This window comes from Empedobacter sp. UBA5924, from assembly GCF_002431085.1.
Taxonomy (GTDB): Bacteria; Bacteroidota; Bacteroidia; order Flavobacteriales; family Weeksellaceae; genus Empedobacter; species Empedobacter falsenii_B.
This window is the reverse complement of record NZ_DJDM01000029.1, coordinates 52,065-69,672: the sequence shown is the minus strand read 5'-3', so window position 1 is coordinate 69,672 and position 17,608 is coordinate 52,065. Positions and strand designations below refer to the sequence as shown.

The window sequence follows — 17,608 nt, the reverse complement described above, 5'->3', positions numbered from 1 at the left end:
TATAAGGTTGATTAGATGATGTGTCTAACTATTATTTTGTTTTGATTGAAATGCAATCGCATAAAATTTGAATTGTTTTATCATCGCTAATAATCCGTTTGCACGAGTTGGTGATAAAAATTCTGATAAACCAATTTCGTTGATAAAATCTGTATCCGATTCTAAAATATCTTTTGGCGTTTGATGATTATACATTCTCACCAATAATGCGGCAATTCCTTTTGGTAAAATAGCATTAGAATCAGCTTTAAATTCGATTGTATTACCATCCAATTCTGCATCTAACCAAACAGAAGATTGACAACCTTTTATGATTTTATCATCTGTTTTTGCTTCTTCAGGCAAAGTATTTAAGCTTTTTCCTAACTCGATCAAATATTCGTAGCGTTGTTCCCAATCGTCAAAAAATGAGAATTCATCTACTATTTCGTTTTGAATTTCTTTAATTTTCATATGACAAAGTTAGAAAGTTTTTGATAGTTTTTCCTCAAAAAAAGACGTTAAATAGCTTGATTCTTTTAGATTTCTTATTTTTGTGTTTTGATAAATTTCAATTCCCAAAAAATGAAGTACACTTTCATTGTTAATCCTAATTCTGGAAACGCAAAACACGATATTTCGCTCGATTTTTTACAATCAAAATTTGATTCTTCAGACGAAATCGTTTTGAAAGAAACCGTTTATCAATTTCATGCAAAAGAATTGGTGAAGGAGGCGATTGCAGAAAATTCAGATGTTATTGTTGCGTGCGGTGGTGATGGGACAATCAATGAAGTGGCGAGTGCTTTGGTGAAAAAAAATATTCCGTTGGGAATAATTCCTGCCGGATCTGGAAATGGTTTGGCTACAAATCTTAATATTCCGAAAGATATTAACAAGGCAATCGAAATTATCAAAAACCATATTGTTCATACGATTGATGTTGGTAGAGTAGAGGATAACTATTTTTTTAGCAATTTAGGTTTTGGGATTGACGCAGAAGTTATCAAAACATATGAAGAAAATCAAAAACGTACGATTACTGGTTATGTTGATGCATCTGTGAAAACGTTGTTGAATTATAAATCTAAATTGTTTCGCCTTTATATTGATGATGTAATTATTGAAAAAAATTTTTATTATCTATTCTGCTCTAATTCTAACATTGCTGGTTATGGAATCTCTTTTACACCGAAAGCTGATTTGTCTGATGGAGAATTGGATTTATTGATGATTGAAGATTTAGATGTTTTCGAACAATTTTATTTTTCGGTATTGGTTTTAGCCAAGAAAATTGATTTATTAGACAAAGCAAAGTATCGAAAAGTGAAAAAATTCAAGATTGAAAGTTTAGATAATAATCCGATTACGTATCAACTTGATGGAGAGATTCATAATACCGATTCACTTCAAGTAAAAGTTAAGGTCATACCAAATGGTTTAAAAATCATTTTTTAAACTTCAATTATTATTTAATTAACAATATAAATCATACATTTTCAATAAATTAAAATGTTATTAACTGAGTTGTAAACGATTTGTTTGTAACCATTTTTATCTTCAATTTTATAATAATACTTGCATTCGTTGTAACTTTGAATAAAATTTTTGCAATGAATAAGCCTTATAAAATTTTAGCAATCGATTCTAATCATGAATGTTTGAATAATGGACTTCGCGAAGCTGGTTTTATTGTTGATGAAGATTACAATTCACCCAAAGAGATCATCGAACAAAAGATTAATGAATATGATGGAATGATTGTAAGGAGTAGATTTCCAATTGATAAAGATTTTTTAGCAAAAGCAACGAATTTAAAGTTTATCGGTAGAGTAGGGGCAGGCTTGGAGAATATTGACGAAGAGTTTGCAGCTGATCATAACATTGTTTTATTCAATTCTCCCGAAGGAAACCGAGATTCTGTTGGTGAACATGCGATTGGTATGTTGTTGATGTTGATGCATCATTTGCGCAGAGCTGATAACGAAGTTCGTAATGGAATTTGGAAACGTGAAGAAAATCGTGGTGATGAATTGAAGGGAAAAACGGTTGGAATTATTGGTTATGGAAATATGGGAAATGCTTTTGCGAGACGTTTGCAGGGTTTTGAAGTTAATGTGATTTGTTATGATATTTTGCCAAATAAAGGAAATGAATTTGCGAAGCAAGTTTCGTTAGAAGAAATTTTTGAACAAGCTGATGTTGTAAGTTTACATACGCCGCAAACACCAGAAACGATGCAAATGATTAATGCAGAATTTATTTCTAACTTTAAAAAAACATTTTATTTTGTGAATACAGCGCGTGGTAAATCTGTTGTGACAAAAGATTTGGTTGAAGCAATGAAAACAGGAAAAATTTTAGGAGTAGCTTTAGATGTTTTAGAATTTGAAAAATCGAGTTTTGAGAAATTAGTTGCATCTGATTTACCAGAAGAATTTCAGTATTTAATCCAAGCGGATAATGTTGTTTTGGCGCCACATATTGCAGGTTGGACGCATCAAAGTAAAGTGAAATTAGCAGAGTTTATTCGTGATAAAATAATTGATTGGAAGAATAATCAGTAATGATTAATTGATATAAACTAAAAAGGTTCCGAAACTTCGGAACCTTTTTTCATTTTGTAAGTTTTTTGTAAACTTTATACAAAATAACTGCTACTATAATAACAAGAACGATTTGGAGTAGAATCCAAAGTATAACATTAAATGTTGATTCGCCTGAAATTGATAGCATATATATGTCTCATGTGTTAACTGAATGCTAAAATATAAATTATTTTTAACATTTTGTTAATAATTTAAAAAAAGTTTTATTCATCTTCTAGGTGTGTTAATTGATAACTTATCACATGTCAATAGATAAGTTTTTTTTGCACCCTAAATTTGTATAAAAATAAATTACTATGAATTACCAAATATTTAAATCAGAATCAAGAGGTGGAGGAAATCATGGGTGGTTAGACTCTAAACATTCTTACAGTTTTGCAAATTATTACGATCCAGCTCGTATTCATTTTGGAGCTTTGCGTGTCGTAAATGATGATATAATTACCGGAGGAATGGGATTTGGAAAACATCCTCATGATAATATGGAGATTATTACAATTCCTACAAAAGGAGGAATTTCTCACGAAGATTCAATGGGAACTGGTTCTGTAATTGAGTCTGGGGATGTACAAGTAATGAGCGCTGGTACGGGAGTTTTTCATAGTGAAATGAATGCTTATGAAAACCAAGAAGGACATTTTTTTCAGATTTGGATTATTCCAAATAAAATGAATGTTGAGCCTCGTTATCAACAAATTTCTGTTCGTGAAGTAGCAAAAGAAAATGAATTATATCAAGTTCTTTCTCCAAATGCAGATGATCAAGGAGTTTGGATTCATCAAGATGCATGGATTTTTTTAGGAAATTATACAGAAGATAAACAAGAAACATACAAAGTACAAAAAGAAGGAAATGGTGTTTTCTTTATGGTTGTGGAAGGAGAAGTTGAATTTGATGGAAACAAATTAGGACGAAGAGATGTCATCGAGATTAAAGATACAAACGAGTTTTCGTTTAATGTAGCAAAAGATTCTCGCTTGATGTTAATCGAAGTTCCTATGGATATTTAGAATTTTTTTCAAGTTTTAGTTGTTTTATATATAGAGCAGATTTCAGAAATGGAATTTGCTTTTTTTTTGTTAAAAAAATACCATTATCAACACAAGTATTTAGTATATTTACTGCTTATAAAACTTTAACTCAAAACGTATTAATCTATACTATATGAAACGTTTATTCATCATTGCTTCTTTCGCTTTAATGATTATCAGTTGTAAAAATGATAACATTGAAATTGATTCTACATCTGCGCAAACTTTTAGTGAAACGGTAGACAAAATTTCGAAGGCTTTGCCTGTTATGCAACAAGATAAATTTAAGGAAGCTTTACAGATTATTTTCGAGTATAACACAAGTCAATCAATGGATAATGAATCGCGTTGGGGAATTGTGCGTACGTTGTTAGATGGAAAAACAGTAGATGAGGTTTTTGATATTGCTGAAAAAGTCGCGTTACAAAATAAATTTACATGGAATAGAAATCAAGTTCCTTTGGTGAATGGAATTCCAAAATCAGGTGCAATTGAAACTGTAGAAACGCCTGCTGAACCGACTTCTAATGTACAACGTTTCGATTTTAGTTTAAAACAAGATGATAGTGGAATCTCAATTTCTCCTTTTTTCTACAATGCGCAAGGAGAGGAAATTCAGTTGGATAAAGCTGTAACGGCAACGATAGAAGTGTTTAATTCAGGTAGTATTGTGTACACATTTCGTTCTACAATTGATCCAAATTCTATGGATGATTTGTACAGAAAAAATACAATTAATATTAAATATTCGTCATTAGATGCTTCTAAAATTAAGAGTGATCGATTAGATATTTTGGTTCGAATTCCGAATTCTGAACGATATTTAACGAATCGTAAAGCGGTAAAAGTTCCGTTGAATTTAGTTGGTGCTGCTGAGGTTGTAGATTCTCTTTTGGTTGAAAGTACGCCTGCACATGTAAGTAAAGAAGCTGGAATGGTAAAATCTCTTTCGAATCGTTTTATGACAAATTTATCAAAGAAAAATTATTCTGGTGCTTTTGCGTTGACAAGAAGTGGTGAATGGAATACTTTCCAAAAATTTTCTTCTGATGAATCAATTAAGAATTTAGAGCAAGCAACAATTAATGATGCAAAAGTGTTAGATGCAGACGAAAAAGTTGCATTAGTTGAAGTGAATGCAAATTTAAAAGACCAATATTCTAAGACATATCAAGTGACTTTAGAAAAGATTAATAATAAATGGTTTGTGGTTAATTTTAAATAATCGTAAACGTATTAAACATAAAAAAAGCGTTCAAAATCTGAACGCTTTTCTTGTTTTATATTGAAATGAATTATTGTCCGTTTGCTTCTTTAGCAGCGTCCGCTTTCATTTTTGCGTTTGCAGTAATTGCAATCTCTACACGACGGTTTTGAGCACGTCCTTCTGCAGTTGTATTATCAGCAATTGGTTCCTCTAAACCTTTTCCTTTCGATGTTAAACGAGAAGAAGCAATACCTTTAGAAACTAAATAATCTTTTACAGACTGTGCGCGTTTTTGAGATAATGGTAAGTTATAATTTTGAGAACCTACGTTATCAGTATGGCCAACAATTAATAAATCTGTATCAGGATATTCGTTGAAAACTTCTACTAATTTATCTAAGTTAGATTTAGCAACAGCAGTTAAAGAAGCTTTGTTATAATCAAAAGTAACTTTAGAGTTTTCATCTAAAATTAAGTTAATCCCTTCTTCAGTTCTTACGACTTCTGCACCTGGTAAAACTTGCTCAATTTTTTGCGCTTGTTTATCCATATTGTTACCAATAACACCACCAGCAGCTCCACCTACAGCAGCTCCAATTACAGCACCTAAAGCAGTGTTACCACCTTTACCGATATTATTACCTAAGATTCCTCCAATAACACCACCAGCAACAGCACCAATACCAGCACCTTTTTGTGTATTGTTTGCATTTTGTACAGCTGTACAAGAAGACATAATAAATGATCCTCCTAATACAATTGCAGCTATTTTAGTATTTATTTTTTTCATAATTTCTAAGTTTTTTAAATTGTTGATTAACGTACGAAGTTATAAATCACTTGTGCAATTTTTCCATTTGCATTGATATCTTGTACCAATTTCATCGAATTTGCATCAACATAATCTACACGCATTTTATATCCTGCTGTATTTTGTTTCGCTTTGATTCCTGTAACATCTTTGAAGATAAAGTAAGTTGTAGAACCATCTTGTTGTAAATCCCAAATAATATTTGTTGTTCCTGAAGGGCAATCTCCGCCAGCGTTATTAAATGTATATGTTCCTTTTTTGTTGTTTTGAACTAAGTTCCATGTAGAACCTTCATAACATTCTGGGTTTGCTGTGTCAAAAACTTTCGCAACTGCATCAGTAACTTTTACATTACCTTGTACCTCGTTTGTTGTTAAACCTTGGTAGTCTACATTTGTCAAAGTCCATGCACCTCTCACTTCTTTACCTGTTTGTATTTCTTGTTTTGCAACGGTTGTAGATGCACAAGAAGTTAAAAATGCTGAAGCGCATATCCCAAATAATAAAATACTTTTTTTCATAGCTATTTATTTTATCTATTATTAATCTTAAAAAACGGCTTCTATAAATTAGATTTAATAAAGTTTTAGAAAAAAAACGACTTCTAATACATCTGATTAGATAATCATTCTTTAAAAACGCTTATTTTAATTTTCAGCTTTAATAATATAGATTAAAGAAGAATATTGACCTGTTTTTTTAGCTTGAGTATTAGACTTCAAACCAATTCTAAGTGCATTGATAAAACCTAACTTATTACCTTTATATTTTTCAGATAGTAGACTCACATAAAATGAATCTAATTTCATCGGGTGGATAGATTCAATTTTCATACCAAAGTTGCTAAATAACTTTCGCATGCTGGTTTCTGTGAAATGCCATAAATGACGAGGTACATCATAAGCTGCCCAATGTTCACCATAATATTTAGCATCATACGATTGGTGGTTTGGAACAGCTATTACTAAGATACCACTTTTTGTTAAATGTTTCTTTAGTTCTGTAATTATTTCTTTAAGATTAGGAATGTGTTCTAAAACATGCCACAAGGTAATCACATCATACTTTTCTGTATTCTGTTCTAATTCTGTAGAAGTAACTTTTTCGATTCCTACTTTTGATTGAGCAATTCGTCTTGCCGAATCATTTGGCTCCATTCCCAAAACATCGTAACCATTTTTTTGTAGATGCTCTAAAAAATCTCCAACGCCGCAACCATAATCTAGAATCTTTTTACCATTGCCAATTTTATTAATCAATTCTAATTTATTATTTAGATTGATTGATTTTGCCATTTGATAAAAACGTTCGAAAATAGATTTCTTTCCATCGGTATGGGAAATGTAATTTTTACTTTCGTAATACTTTCCCAAATTTTCGATAGGTTGGGGGAGAGTATACAAAACTTCAGTTTCTGAATCTTCGTAAATTTCGAACTTTTCTTTTGTTAAAAAATAATCTTTTAAATCTAATTTCTTAATACCAGAAAATCCTTCTTTTGAAGGATTTTCTTGAGATGTTTCACGTGGAACATTTTCCATATTATCTTCCCATGTAAATTAATAATACACTAATATCTGCTGGTGATACACCACTAATTCTTGATGCTTGTGCTACCGTTGCAGGTTTTATTTTTGTTAATTTTTGACGAGCTTCTATCGACATCGAACCAAAGACATGATAATCGATGTCAGCCGGAATTTTTAGATTTTCCAAACGATGCAATTTATCTGCATTCTGTTGTTCTTTCTTAATATAACCTTTGTATTTGATCTGAATTTCTGTTTGTTCTAATTCTTCTTGATCGTATTCATTTGTTTCAATAAATTCTTTTACACGATCTAATTTCGTAAAATCAGAAAGTTTTAACTCAGGACGAGAAATAACCGAAATCATTTTGTTTGGTTGTTTCAAAGGTGTTCCTTCGTGCTCTTCAATTACATCATTTATTTCTTGTGGCTTGATGGAATTTTCTTCGAAATAATTAACAAGTTTTTCAGCTTTGTCAAATTTTTCTTCCATTCTTCTCAAACGATCTTCTGAAGCTAAACCAAGTTCAAAACTTTTTCTTGTCAAACGTTCATCCGCATTATCTTGTCTCAATAAGATACGATATTCTGCACGAGACGTAAACATACGATAAGGTTCTTCTGTACCTTTTGTAATCAAATCGTCGATTAAAACTCCTATATAAGCTTCGTTACGATTTAAGATAAATGGATCTTTTCCTTGAATTTTTAACACAGCATTTATACCCGCCATCAAACCTTGAGAAGCAGCTTCTTCATAACCTGTTGTTCCGTTAATTTGACCAGCGCAATATAAGTTATCAATTAACTTAGTTTCTAGCGTATGTTTTAACTGTGTTGGTGGAAAATAATCGTATTCGATGGCGTAACCTGGACGTAAAATTTTTGCATTTTCAAAACCAGGAACAGAACGTAAAGCTCTTGCTTGAATATCATCTGGCAAAGATGTTGAGAATCCATTTATGTAGAATTCCATCGTGTGCCAACCTTCCGGTTCAGCAAAAATCTGATGACGATCTTTGTCTGCAAAACGATTAATTTTATCTTCGATAGATGGACAATATCTTGGTCCTGTCGATTTAATTGTTCCGTTAAACATTGGAGAACGATCAAAGCCTTCACGCAATAAATCATGAACTTCTTGATTGGTATAAGTAATCCAACAAGAACGTTGTTTCGTTAATTTTTGTGTATTTGTATATGAGAATTTTGAAGGATTTTCATCACCTGGTTGCTCAACCATTTTCGTATAATCGATAGAACGACCATCTACACGTGGAGGAGTTCCTGTTTTCATTCGTCCAGCTTCGAAACCTAAATCAACTAATTGTTCCGTAATTCCGAAAGCAGCAGATTCTCCCATGCGTCCACCTCCAAATTGTTTTTCTCCAATATGAATTAAACCATTCAAAAAAGTACCATTTGTAAGTACAACAGACTTAGAACGAATTTTCATTCCCATGGCTGTAATTACTCCGCAAACTTTACCATTTTCGATGATTAAATTTTTTACCATATCTTGAAAGAAGTCAACATTCTCTGTTCTCTCTAAAGATAAACGCCATTCTTCTGCAAAACGCATACGGTCTGATTGCGCACGTGGCGACCACATCGCTGGACCTTTTGATTGATTCAACATTTTGAATTGAATCGCAGTTTTGTCGGTAATAATACCTGAGTATCCGCCTAAAGCGTCAATCTCGCGAACAATTTGCCCTTTCGCAATTCCACCCATAGCAGGATTACAAGACATTTGTCCGATTGTTTGTAAGTTCATTGTAACAAGAAGCGTTTTTGCTCCTAAATTGGCTGCTGCCGCTGTTGCTTCTGCACCTGCGTGACCACCACCAACTACAATTACATCATATTCTGATTGAAATATCATTTGATTTGTAAACTTATTTTTCTTGTTAAAATAATAAATGTTCCACGTGGAACATTATTGATTTAGATAGCTACTAAACGTTTCTAAATATTGATTTTCTTTAGCAGTCATTAATTCTTTGTCATCTGGTTCTTTGTCCATATAACCAGCAAAATGTAATATCCCATGGATAACAACGCGAGCTAATTCGTTTTCAAAAGAAATATTATTTTGCTCAGCATTATCTTTGATTCGTTCGACGCTAATAAAAATATCACCCATCAATTTATCTTCAATAGAATTATCGAAACCAATAACATCTGTGTAATAATCGTGTTCTAAATATTGTCGATTAATTTGAAGTAAGTATTCATCATCACAGAAAATATAGTTTAAATCTTCTATTGTTTTCCTTTCATTCTTCATACTCTCTACGATCCAATCTATCCAAGTTTGAGCATCTTTTAGCTCAAAATCTGTTTCGTAAAATAATTCTATCATTGTTCTAAAACCAGTAACCTAAACTTAAATTAAATAATCCTTTTTTTGTGTAAGGCGAATAACTCCAAATAAAATTTAAAGGACCTAATGGACTATCGTAGCCATAGGTAATGCCGTACCCAAGATATTTGTAATCTGTTAAACTCAATTGCTCAAATCTATCTGTGATATTTGCTATATTCATAAATAGACTTGTGTAATGATTTTTCAAAATTCGAGCTTGAATATGAGAGCCAAAAAGCAATTGATTGTCGCCAATTGCAGAGCCAAAGGGAAGCCCATAAAACTTAGTGTAATTGAAAAAATCTTGTTCAACATAACCTCCGATATAAAACTTCTGAGGCATTGTTACATTATCGTTGAAAAAGGTTCCAAAGTTAGCAGTAAATCTGTAACTTAGGAAATTATTTAACGGAAAATTTGCCTCTAAACTTGATTCTAACAAATAGTTATTTTCAAACCCAGTTACATTAGAATCAAATAAATACTTGAAACTTCCATCAAATTTTAAACCACTACGCGCAAAATTTGCATTATTTCGATTATCTGCTTTGATATATCCATACGCTTTCCAATAATAACCTTCGGATTTTGCTGGAAATTCCTCATTAGAAGCAATAAAATTATTCGTGAAAACTTTTGTGTATTGATGCTCTAATCCAACGCCAATAGCAAATTTTTCTTTGATAGTCGATTGAATGTAGATTTGATTGATGTATTCTCTAAAGTTATAATTTACTTTTTTGTAGATATTATCCTGGCCAAAGAAGTTTCTTAGATCAATTTCTTTATCAAAATAATGTGAAAAAGAGTTGAAGCCGATACTTGGAAGATATCCATTATCAATGAAAAAATTGATGTTATATCGCGCATAATCACCAACCACAACATCAGCAGAAAGCACCGAGTTTTTGACAAATAAATTCTTTGAAGTGAAGTTTAAAAGTAATCCTGTTTTGAATAAATCATCGTAATGTAATCCAAATCGGATTGATTGTTTGGTCTTATTTTCTTGAACTTTTAACGTCAATAAATTCTCTTCATCGTTAAGTTCTGAGATTTTATACGTGATATTATTAAAGTTTCCGGAAGCATACAATTTCGAAATTCCAGCTTTTAAATCATCATATTTTATAATTTCAGGTGTACGAATGCCTAGCTTACCTTCGATATAATTTGTGTTGAAATTCTTCAATCCTTCAACTTCAATTTCTTTCACCAAAACATAATCATCAAGTTTAATTTCGTTTCGAGTTTTGTTTGAAGCATGCTGTTTTTTTGCAATTTCTTTGAGTTGATCATATACTTTTTCAGAAGCAATAAGTCCACGATTGTAAATAGAATCTACTTCGTCAAAACTTGTAACTGCATATTCTTTTAACTCTGGTTTAATCAATAAATCGACTAATTTCTTTTGTTCATCCGTTTTTTTAACGATACTCATCGTCATAATTTGACTCAAAATATCAATAGCAGAATTTAGATCATCACGTTTTTGTAAACCATCACCTAATTCTACACCGATAATAATATCAGCACCCATATCTTTCACTTCTTTCACGGGGAAATTGTTGACAACACCGCCATCAACATATATTTTACCATCAATTGTGACAGGATCTAACATGGTTGGATAAGCGCCCGAAGCCAAAATAACGCGAGGTAAAAATCCTGAACGAAAGACTTTTTCTTCTCCAGTTTCGAGATCAGTTCCAATACAAACAAAAGGCGTTGGAAGTTTATTGAAATCATCAATATCATGAACTGGACGCAATAAATAGGTCAATAAATCAAGCGGACCTTGACCTTTTGAAATGGCATTTGGAATCGTTAATTTGAACTTATCAAAAGGTAATTCTAAGATGTATTTTTCTTTGTATGCTTTCTCGAAAAAAGGAATCTCTGCACGATCTTTATTTTGCGTAATCAATGAAGAAATATCCAATTGATGCATGATTTTCTCGAGTTCGTCAGGTGTATATCCAGCGGCATATAATCCACCGATAATCGCGCCCATACTTGTTCCTCCGATGTAATCAATTTTGATTCCCGCTTCTTCAATCTTCTTCAAAGCGCCAACATGTGCATAGCCTTTTGCGCCACCACCACTCAATACAACACCCACTTTTAGACGCGTTGAATCATTCTTTGTTTCTTGTGCAAAGGTCATGGTTGAAATAATGAAAATGAAAGCAAAAAGACTGCGCATAAATTGATCTAAATTGAGGAATAAAGATAGCAATTTTGAATCTAAGTTGTAGAATTGTTTAACTATTCTACATTATTTTCATAACAACTTAAATAATATGAAAACTTTGAAAAGTTGGGAGAAAAAGCTTTATTTAGTTTTAGAAAAGGCTTTAGTTTTTCTATTTGTGAAACAGAAAGTGGATATGAATCATAAATTTCTGTTGGATAATCATCCTCATTTAAGATAAAATCATTTAAATAAAAAAGAATCTGTTCAGATGTTATTTCTAATTCGAATTCATTGTTCAGAGAATCGTCAGAATTATTATACTCTTCAATTAATCTAATTATTTTATCCATTTATTTTTTTTAAAATTACAAAAAAAGAGCTACTATTCAGTAACTCTTTTCAATAAATTATTCTTTGTAATAAACGCGTTTTATACGTTGGGAAACCGAAGTTAAGACTTCATAAGGAATTGTTCCTAACCATTCGGTAACGTTAGCTAAAGTTGGCGAGTTTCCAAAAATAGTCACTTCGTCACCTTCTTTACATGGAATATCGGTAACATCAACCATCATCATATCCATACAAATGGTTCCGGTAATTGTAGCCAAATGCCCGTTGATACCTACTTTTCCTTTTCCGTAACCAAGTGAACGACGAATTCCGTCTGCATAACCAACAGGCAAGGTTGCAATTTTGGTATGACGCTCCGCTGTAAAACGACGACCATAGCTTACAGTTTCGCCTTTTTCAATCTCTGAAATCTGAGAAATTACCGTTTTGAAACGCACAACAGGTTTCAAATATTTCTCCATAAAATCGGTATATTCAGAGTAGCCATACATTCCGATTCCTAAACGAACCATGTCATATTGATGTTCTCCATACGCTACAATTCCAGGAGAATTTAACGCATGTTTGATTGGTTTTATGTTTAAAGCAGTTGTAATTGCCGCATAACTATTATCAAAACGTTCTAATTGATATTTCGCATATTCTTCTTCCTCTGGCATATCTGCAGTTGCTAAATGCGTGAAAATTGAGCGAACATAAACATGTGAATTATCTTTTAGAATTGCAATTAATTCTTCGAAATCATCTTCGTGAAAACCAAGACGATTCATACCTGTTTCCATTTTTAGGTGAATTGGATAAGGTGAAGAAATTTGTTTTTCTTGTAGTTTCTGAATGAATAATTTCAAAACACGTAAACTATAGATCTCTGGTTCCAATTGATAATCGATAACAGTAGAGTAACTACTTTGTTCCGGGTTCATGACGATAATTGGAATGGTAATTCCAGCTTCGCGCAATTCTTTTCCTTCATCTGCAATCGCAACGCCTAAGAAATCGACACCGTTATTTTGTAAGGTATTTGCTACCTCAAAACTTCCTGTTCCATAACTATTCGCTTTTACCATGCACATCAATTTTGTGGTAGGTTTTAGCAATGAGCGGTACACATTTATATTTTCGATCAGGTGTTGCAAATTAATTTCAAGAACAGAATCGTTGGAACGTGTTTCTAATTCACTCGAAATTTTTTCTAATTTGAACGGACGAGCGCCTTTTAATAAAATAGCTTCGTTGTCGACGTTTTGATGACGGAACTGCTCTAAGAATTCTTCAGTCGAATTGAATGAACGAACATAGGATTCAAATAAATGTTTGAACTGAGAAATTTTTTCTCCAATTAAAACTATCTCATCAAAATGATAAGGGTTGACTAAATTGGCTGCTTGTTGATATAAATCGTGGTCAGATAAGTTACTTTGTAAAATATCCGTCAACACCAACGATTTTTTGTCGCGTGGTTGTTGATTTAACACATTTAGACCAATTTTTAATGAATTTAGATCAGAATTGAATGTATCATTAATTAAAATTGAATGATTAATCGCTTCTTTAATTTCCAAACGCATTTCGATTGGTAGAAGTTGACTAAATTCGTTTTTAAGTTGTTTATAATCAATATTTAAACTAATTAAAGTCGTTAAGCAAATTAAACTATTTTTAATCGAAGCATCATCGATAAAAGGAATCGAATAGGTGAATTCTTGTTGATTATGTAAAATAGAAATTTGCGTATTAGTCTGATTACTTTGTATTTGCTTGATCTGTACAGTGGCAGAATTGGAGTAACCGTAAGTATATTTATCTGTTTTTGCTAAATGAGCGTTTTCAAGAATAGCTTGATGAACTTTTTCGTTTTCGATATTGAAAACTAATTTATCAACATGAGAAAATAGTTTCAGTTTTTCCTGAATCAATTCATCTTGATTTTTAAAATTCTCTAAATGCGCTTCTCCGATTTTTGTCAACACACCTATTGTTGGTTGAATAATTTCTTCGAGATTTTGCATTTCATTTGGCATCGAAATTCCAGCTTCGAAAATACCCAAATCGTTTTTCTCTTCCATTTGCAAAACAGAAAGTGCTGCTCCAAATTGAGAATTGTAACTTTTTGGACTACGAACAATCGAGAATTTTTTCCATAACAATTGATTCAACCACTCTTTGACAATCGTTTTTCCATTGGAACCGGTAATTCCGATCACAGGAAAATGAAATTGTTTGCGATGAATTTTTGCCCAATTTTGCAAAGCAAGTAGCGGATTTTCAACCTCGATAAAATTTGCATGAGGCAAATTTGTCAACGCTTTTTCTACGACAAAATTTCGAATTCCTCTTTGATAAGCATCTTGCAAAAACAAATGTCCGTCTTTTTGGTTTCCGTGAAAAGCAAAGAAAATTCCGTGAATTGGATTGACAATCATGCGCGAATCAAAGAAAATTTGATTGATGATTTCGTCTCCATTTCCAATCAAAGTACCGTTGATGATACTTGCAATTTGATTTAGATTATAAGTTTTCAACTTTATGTTTGTTATGTTCTTCCCAGAAAGCAACTCGGCTTAATGGTTCATATTCTAGTACTTCGCCAAGTTCTACAAGACGATCACTGTCAATTTTTCGGTGCGAATAATTGGCTAAATTTCCTGTACGAACGCAGATTGCATGCACTTTTGTTACATACTCGGCAGTCGCCATTAAATTGGGCATTGGACCAAAAGGACGACCTTTGAAATCCATGTCCAAACCAGCAACAATAACGCGTTTGCCTTCGTTTGCCAATTGATTGGCTACGTCTACAATTCCTTCATCAAAAAATTGTGCTTCATCAATCCCTACCACATCGCAATCATCAGCCAATAATAAAATTGCTGAAGAATACTCAACTGGCGTTGATGTAATAGAATTTTGATTGTGTGAAACGACTTCGCGGTCCGCATAACGCGTATCTATCGTAGGTTTGAAGATTTCGACACGTTGTTTGGCAAATTCGGCACGTTTTAGACGGCGTATAAGTTCTTCGGTTTTACCAGAAAACATTGAGCCACAGATGACTTCTATCCATCCACTTTTTTTGTTATGATTAAAGGTATTTTCGAGGAACATAGTTCAAATAATTTAGATTAAAATATGAGAACAAATTTACGGAATAAATTAGTTGAATGAAGTAAAAAATTAAATGAAGATAGAGATATAAGAAAAGTTAAATAAATGCGTTCTAAACTTTAATGTTATAACAACAACACTTATTTATTTTATGGAAACTCAACAAGAAAATAATAATCAAGAAATTGATTTGGTTTTTTTAGCGAAGAAAATTAAAGGTTTTTTTCTATCAATAGGTTTTTTAATCCTACGATTAATCAACTTTATTATTCGAAACAAAATAATAGTAATTATCTTGTTCATTTTAGGTATATCTCTTGGGGTTTATTTTGATAAAAAATCAAAAAATAATTTTAAAACAGAAGTTGTTGTTGTTCCTAATTTTGAAAGTGTTGATTTACTTTATGCAGAAGTAGAAAATTTTAAATCGAACTTAAATTCGAACAAATCTAAATATGACTTTTTGAATGATGTTGTAGATTTAAGAATAGAATCTATAGAAAATATAAATAGTATTCTTACAGATAAGGATAATTTGGAAATTTTTAAAGTATTAACATCAAATGGACAAGATTTATCTAAAATTTTGAAAAATGAAGAGTTTAAAAAGAATTATAAATATCATTTAATCACGTTGAAAACAAATTCATCGGTGAATTCTCAAAAAATCATTGATTTTTTATTAAATACTATTAATTCTAAACCATATTATAAACAAAGGTCTGCTTTCGCAATTAAAAATCAAACTAATGCTAAACAACAAGCAGAAAAGAGTATTGAACAAATTAATAAGATTCTAGAAAATTTAGGAAATGGAAGTGTTTCTGTTGTTGGTAAAGATTTGAATATTAATAGTTATGATCAATTATCTAATGTAATTGAGATGAAAGATTATTATATGAAAAAATTAGTTGATATTAATACTAAGTTAATTGAGTATAAATCTACTATTTATCCTGTTAATACATCTTTTAACAATAAAATACACCAAAAGATATATGAAAAAATGGTAGTTATTTTACCACTTTTTTTGATTGGTTTCTACTTGTTTTTGTCTTATATCAAATATTTGTATGCGAAGTACAATAATCTATACCAAAAGACAAAAATTACAAATGCTTGAAAAGAGCAAAAATATTATCAAAAACAAGGAAATTAAACAAGGTTTAATCACACTTTTTTTAAGAGGAATTGGTGTATTGACGTTATTTGGTTTTACTATTTTTTTTAATCGAAATTTTGATTCTTCTGTGGTGGGCGATTACGAGTTTACTCGTATGTTTTTACTCGTATCAGGAAGTATTTGTTTGTTCGGCACAGATATCTCTATTTTATATTTCGCAGGAAGATTGAAAAGCGAAGAAAGATTTTATGAACTAAAAAAATTGTATTATAAAATATCAATTCTAAGTTTTCTTTTTTGTTTAATAATAGGACTTATTTTTTTTATTTTTTTTGATTCAACTTTTATTAATTCTTTTTTTGGTTCGGAAAACTCATATAAAATAACATCTTATAGTATATTGTTTTTATTTTTTAATGTTTGGACTCTTTTTAATACGGAGGTTTTGAGAGCTCTTGACCAAATTGTTTGGTCTGAATTATTTCGAAATACATTCAAGTTCTTTCCTGTTATCTTTGGCGCAATCATTTTATATGGAAGTGAAAAAGAGGAAAGTATTGTCTTTTATTATATTTTAGGTTTTGTAATTCTAGGTCTTATTACTTCAGTTTTTGTATTAGTCCTTTTGAGTAAAATTCCGAAATCAAAACATAATTATTCATCAATAACTTATCGCGAAATAATAGATTATTCTTTGCCAATGGGAATAAGTAGCTTTGCAGTTTATTTATTTTCTACAATTGATATTATTATTTTGAGAAACTATTTTTCGAGTTCAGATGTGGCTTTATACGCTTTGGGAATAAAAATAATGGCAATTTTGAGTATGGTAATTTTAAGCATCAATGTTAATCTTTCGCCACAGATAGCTGAACTTTATTTGAAGAATGAGTTAGACGAGTTAAAGAAGGTTTTAAGACATTCGAGTCGATTTATTTTTCTGTTAAGTGTAACAATAGGCTTAATAATTATTTTATTTTCTGATTACATTTTACCAATATTTGGAGCAGAATATATTGCAGCGAAAACAGCTTTATTAATTCTTGTTATTGGACAAATTTTAATTTCAAGTTTAGGAAGTTCGGCTGCTTACTTGAATATGACAGGAAGACCAAAAGTTTTTCGTAGTTTTCTATTGATTGCTTTGCTAATTAATCTTTCCTTGAATTTAATTTTGATTCCTAAATTTGGAATAATAGGAGCGTCTATAACGTATGTTTTAACAATTCTTTTTTGGAACTTATGTGCTGTTATATATATTTACCAAAAGGATAAAATAAAAATTTATATCAATTGAA

16 protein-coding genes are annotated in these 17,608 nt (G+C 31.3%); 6 read left to right on the top strand and 10 right to left on the bottom strand.

The window, feature by feature from the left end; translation table 11 throughout:
* Positions 1 to 24 precede the first annotated feature (24 nt).
* Positions 25 to 453, bottom strand: coding sequence for a SufE family protein (locus B3792_RS08320; RefSeq protein ID WP_125349112.1), 429 nt, complete (start codon positions 451 to 453; stop codon positions 25 to 27).
* Between the two features lie 111 nt (positions 454 to 564).
* Here B3792_RS08320 and B3792_RS08315 point away from each other — a divergent pair, with 111 nt between their 5' ends.
* The 4 genes from B3792_RS08315 (at position 565) to B3792_RS08300 (ending at position 4,844) form a co-directional block, all read left to right on the top strand.
* A complete protein-coding gene (locus B3792_RS08315) occupies positions 565 to 1,437 on the top strand; it encodes a diacylglycerol/lipid kinase family protein (protein WP_291051307.1) in 873 nt (290 codons plus the stop codon).
* Positions 1,438 to 1,592: 155 nt separating this feature from the next.
* Positions 1,593 to 2,546 (top strand): 2-hydroxyacid dehydrogenase, encoded by a 954-nt coding sequence (locus B3792_RS08310; protein WP_291051310.1) that lies wholly within the window; start codon positions 1,593 to 1,595, stop codon positions 2,544 to 2,546.
* Positions 2,547 to 2,884: 338 nt separating this feature from the next.
* Entirely contained in the window at positions 2,885 to 3,598 is a 714-nt protein-coding gene (locus B3792_RS08305; RefSeq protein WP_114998600.1) for a pirin family protein, read from the top strand.
* Between the two features lie 154 nt (positions 3,599 to 3,752).
* Positions 3,753 to 4,844, top strand: coding sequence for a hypothetical protein (locus B3792_RS08300; protein ID WP_291069368.1), 1,092 nt, complete (start codon positions 3,753 to 3,755; stop codon positions 4,842 to 4,844).
* 70 nt (positions 4,845 to 4,914) lie between these two features.
* Here B3792_RS08300 and B3792_RS08295 read toward each other — a convergent pair whose 3' ends face one another.
* The 9 genes from B3792_RS08295 to B3792_RS08255 all read right to left on the bottom strand — a co-directional run bounded on the left by B3792_RS08295 (position 4,915) and on the right by B3792_RS08255 (position 15,187).
* On the bottom strand, positions 4,915 to 5,616 hold the full coding sequence (locus B3792_RS08295) for an OmpA family protein (protein ID WP_221854015.1): 702 nt from the start codon (positions 5,614 to 5,616) through the stop codon (positions 4,915 to 4,917).
* Positions 5,617 to 5,642: 26 nt separating this feature from the next.
* Positions 5,643 to 6,158 (bottom strand): lipocalin family protein, encoded by a 516-nt coding sequence (locus B3792_RS08290; protein ID WP_286495675.1) that lies wholly within the window; start codon positions 6,156 to 6,158, stop codon positions 5,643 to 5,645.
* Between the two features lie 126 nt (positions 6,159 to 6,284).
* Positions 6,285 to 7,178 (bottom strand): class I SAM-dependent methyltransferase, encoded by an 894-nt coding sequence (locus B3792_RS08285; protein WP_125349119.1) that lies wholly within the window; start codon positions 7,176 to 7,178, stop codon positions 6,285 to 6,287.
* 1 nt (position 7,179) lies between these two features.
* Entirely contained in the window at positions 7,180 to 9,051 is a 1,872-nt protein-coding gene (gene mnmG, locus B3792_RS08280; protein WP_291069367.1) for a tRNA uridine-5-carboxymethylaminomethyl(34) synthesis enzyme MnmG, read from the bottom strand.
* Between the two features lie 54 nt (positions 9,052 to 9,105).
* Entirely contained in the window at positions 9,106 to 9,531 is a 426-nt protein-coding gene (gene ybeY / locus B3792_RS08275) for an rRNA maturation RNase YbeY (RefSeq protein WP_291069366.1), read from the bottom strand.
* A gap of 4 nt (positions 9,532 to 9,535) precedes the next feature.
* Positions 9,536 to 11,701 carry a patatin-like phospholipase family protein gene (locus B3792_RS08270; RefSeq protein WP_291069365.1) on the bottom strand — a complete coding sequence of 722 codons (2,166 nt, stop codon included), beginning with the start codon at positions 11,699 to 11,701 and terminating at the stop codon, positions 9,536 to 9,538.
* Positions 11,702 to 11,802: 101 nt separating this feature from the next.
* Entirely contained in the window at positions 11,803 to 12,081 is a 279-nt protein-coding gene (locus tag B3792_RS08265) for a DUF7683 domain-containing protein (RefSeq protein WP_221854021.1), read from the bottom strand.
* 57 nt (positions 12,082 to 12,138) lie between these two features.
* A complete protein-coding gene (locus tag B3792_RS08260; RefSeq protein ID WP_291051321.1) occupies positions 12,139 to 14,604 on the bottom strand; it encodes a bifunctional UDP-N-acetylmuramoyl-tripeptide:D-alanyl-D-alanine ligase/alanine racemase in 2,466 nt (821 codons plus the stop codon).
* Entirely contained in the window at positions 14,591 to 15,187 is a 597-nt protein-coding gene (locus B3792_RS08255) for a thymidine kinase (protein WP_038336222.1), read from the bottom strand. The genes B3792_RS08260 and B3792_RS08255 overlap by 14 nt, the downstream gene beginning before the upstream one ends.
* 151 nt (positions 15,188 to 15,338) lie before the next feature.
* On the opposite strand from B3792_RS08255, the gene B3792_RS08250 reads away from it, so the two are divergent.
* Complete coding sequence (locus tag B3792_RS08250) at positions 15,339 to 16,310, top strand: hypothetical protein (RefSeq protein ID WP_125349122.1); 972 nt, start codon at positions 15,339 to 15,341, stop codon at positions 16,308 to 16,310.
* Positions 16,261 to 17,607, top strand: a complete 1,347-nt coding sequence (locus B3792_RS08245; protein WP_312068455.1) for an MATE family efflux transporter — start codon at positions 16,261 to 16,263, stop codon at positions 17,605 to 17,607. The genes B3792_RS08250 and B3792_RS08245 overlap by 50 nt, the downstream gene beginning before the upstream one ends.
* The last annotated feature ends 1 nt before the right edge of the window (position 17,608 follow it).

Excerpts from the sequence above, each read along its gene's own strand:
- mnmG (WP_291069367.1), bottom strand. The coding sequence starts at position 9,051 with ATGATATTTCAATCAGAATATGATGTAATTGTAGTTGGTGGTGGTCAC.
- B3792_RS08310 (WP_291051310.1), top strand. The coding sequence starts at position 1,593 with ATGAATAAGCCTTATAAAATTTTAGCAATCGATTCTAATCATGAATGT.
- B3792_RS08295 (WP_221854015.1), bottom strand. The coding sequence starts at position 5,616 with ATGAAAAAAATAAATACTAAAATAGCTGCAATTGTATTAGGAGGATCA.
- B3792_RS08255 (WP_038336222.1), bottom strand. The coding sequence starts at position 15,187 with ATGTTCCTCGAAAATACCTTTAATCATAACAAAAAAAGTGGATGGATA.
- B3792_RS08245 (WP_312068455.1), top strand. The coding sequence starts at position 16,261 with ATGCGAAGTACAATAATCTATACCAAAAGACAAAAATTACAAATGCTT.
- B3792_RS08270 (WP_291069365.1), bottom strand. The coding sequence starts at position 11,701 with ATGACCTTTGCACAAGAAACAAAGAATGATTCAACGCGTCTAAAAGTG.
- B3792_RS08320 (WP_125349112.1), bottom strand. The coding sequence starts at position 453 with ATGAAAATTAAAGAAATTCAAAACGAAATAGTAGATGAATTCTCATTT.
- ybeY (WP_291069366.1), bottom strand. The coding sequence starts at position 9,531 with ATGATAGAATTATTTTACGAAACAGATTTTGAGCTAAAAGATGCTCAA.
- B3792_RS08285 (WP_125349119.1), bottom strand. The coding sequence starts at position 7,178 with ATGGAAAATGTTCCACGTGAAACATCTCAAGAAAATCCTTCAAAAGAA.
- B3792_RS08305 (WP_114998600.1), top strand. The coding sequence starts at position 2,885 with ATGAATTACCAAATATTTAAATCAGAATCAAGAGGTGGAGGAAATCAT.
- B3792_RS08300 (WP_291069368.1), top strand. The coding sequence starts at position 3,753 with ATGAAACGTTTATTCATCATTGCTTCTTTCGCTTTAATGATTATCAGT.
- B3792_RS08265 (WP_221854021.1), bottom strand. The coding sequence starts at position 12,081 with ATGGATAAAATAATTAGATTAATTGAAGAGTATAATAATTCTGACGAT.
- B3792_RS08250 (WP_125349122.1), top strand. The coding sequence starts at position 15,339 with ATGGAAACTCAACAAGAAAATAATAATCAAGAAATTGATTTGGTTTTT.
- B3792_RS08290 (WP_286495675.1), bottom strand. The coding sequence starts at position 6,158 with ATGAAAAAAAGTATTTTATTATTTGGGATATGCGCTTCAGCATTTTTA.
- B3792_RS08315 (WP_291051307.1), top strand. The coding sequence starts at position 565 with ATGAAGTACACTTTCATTGTTAATCCTAATTCTGGAAACGCAAAACAC.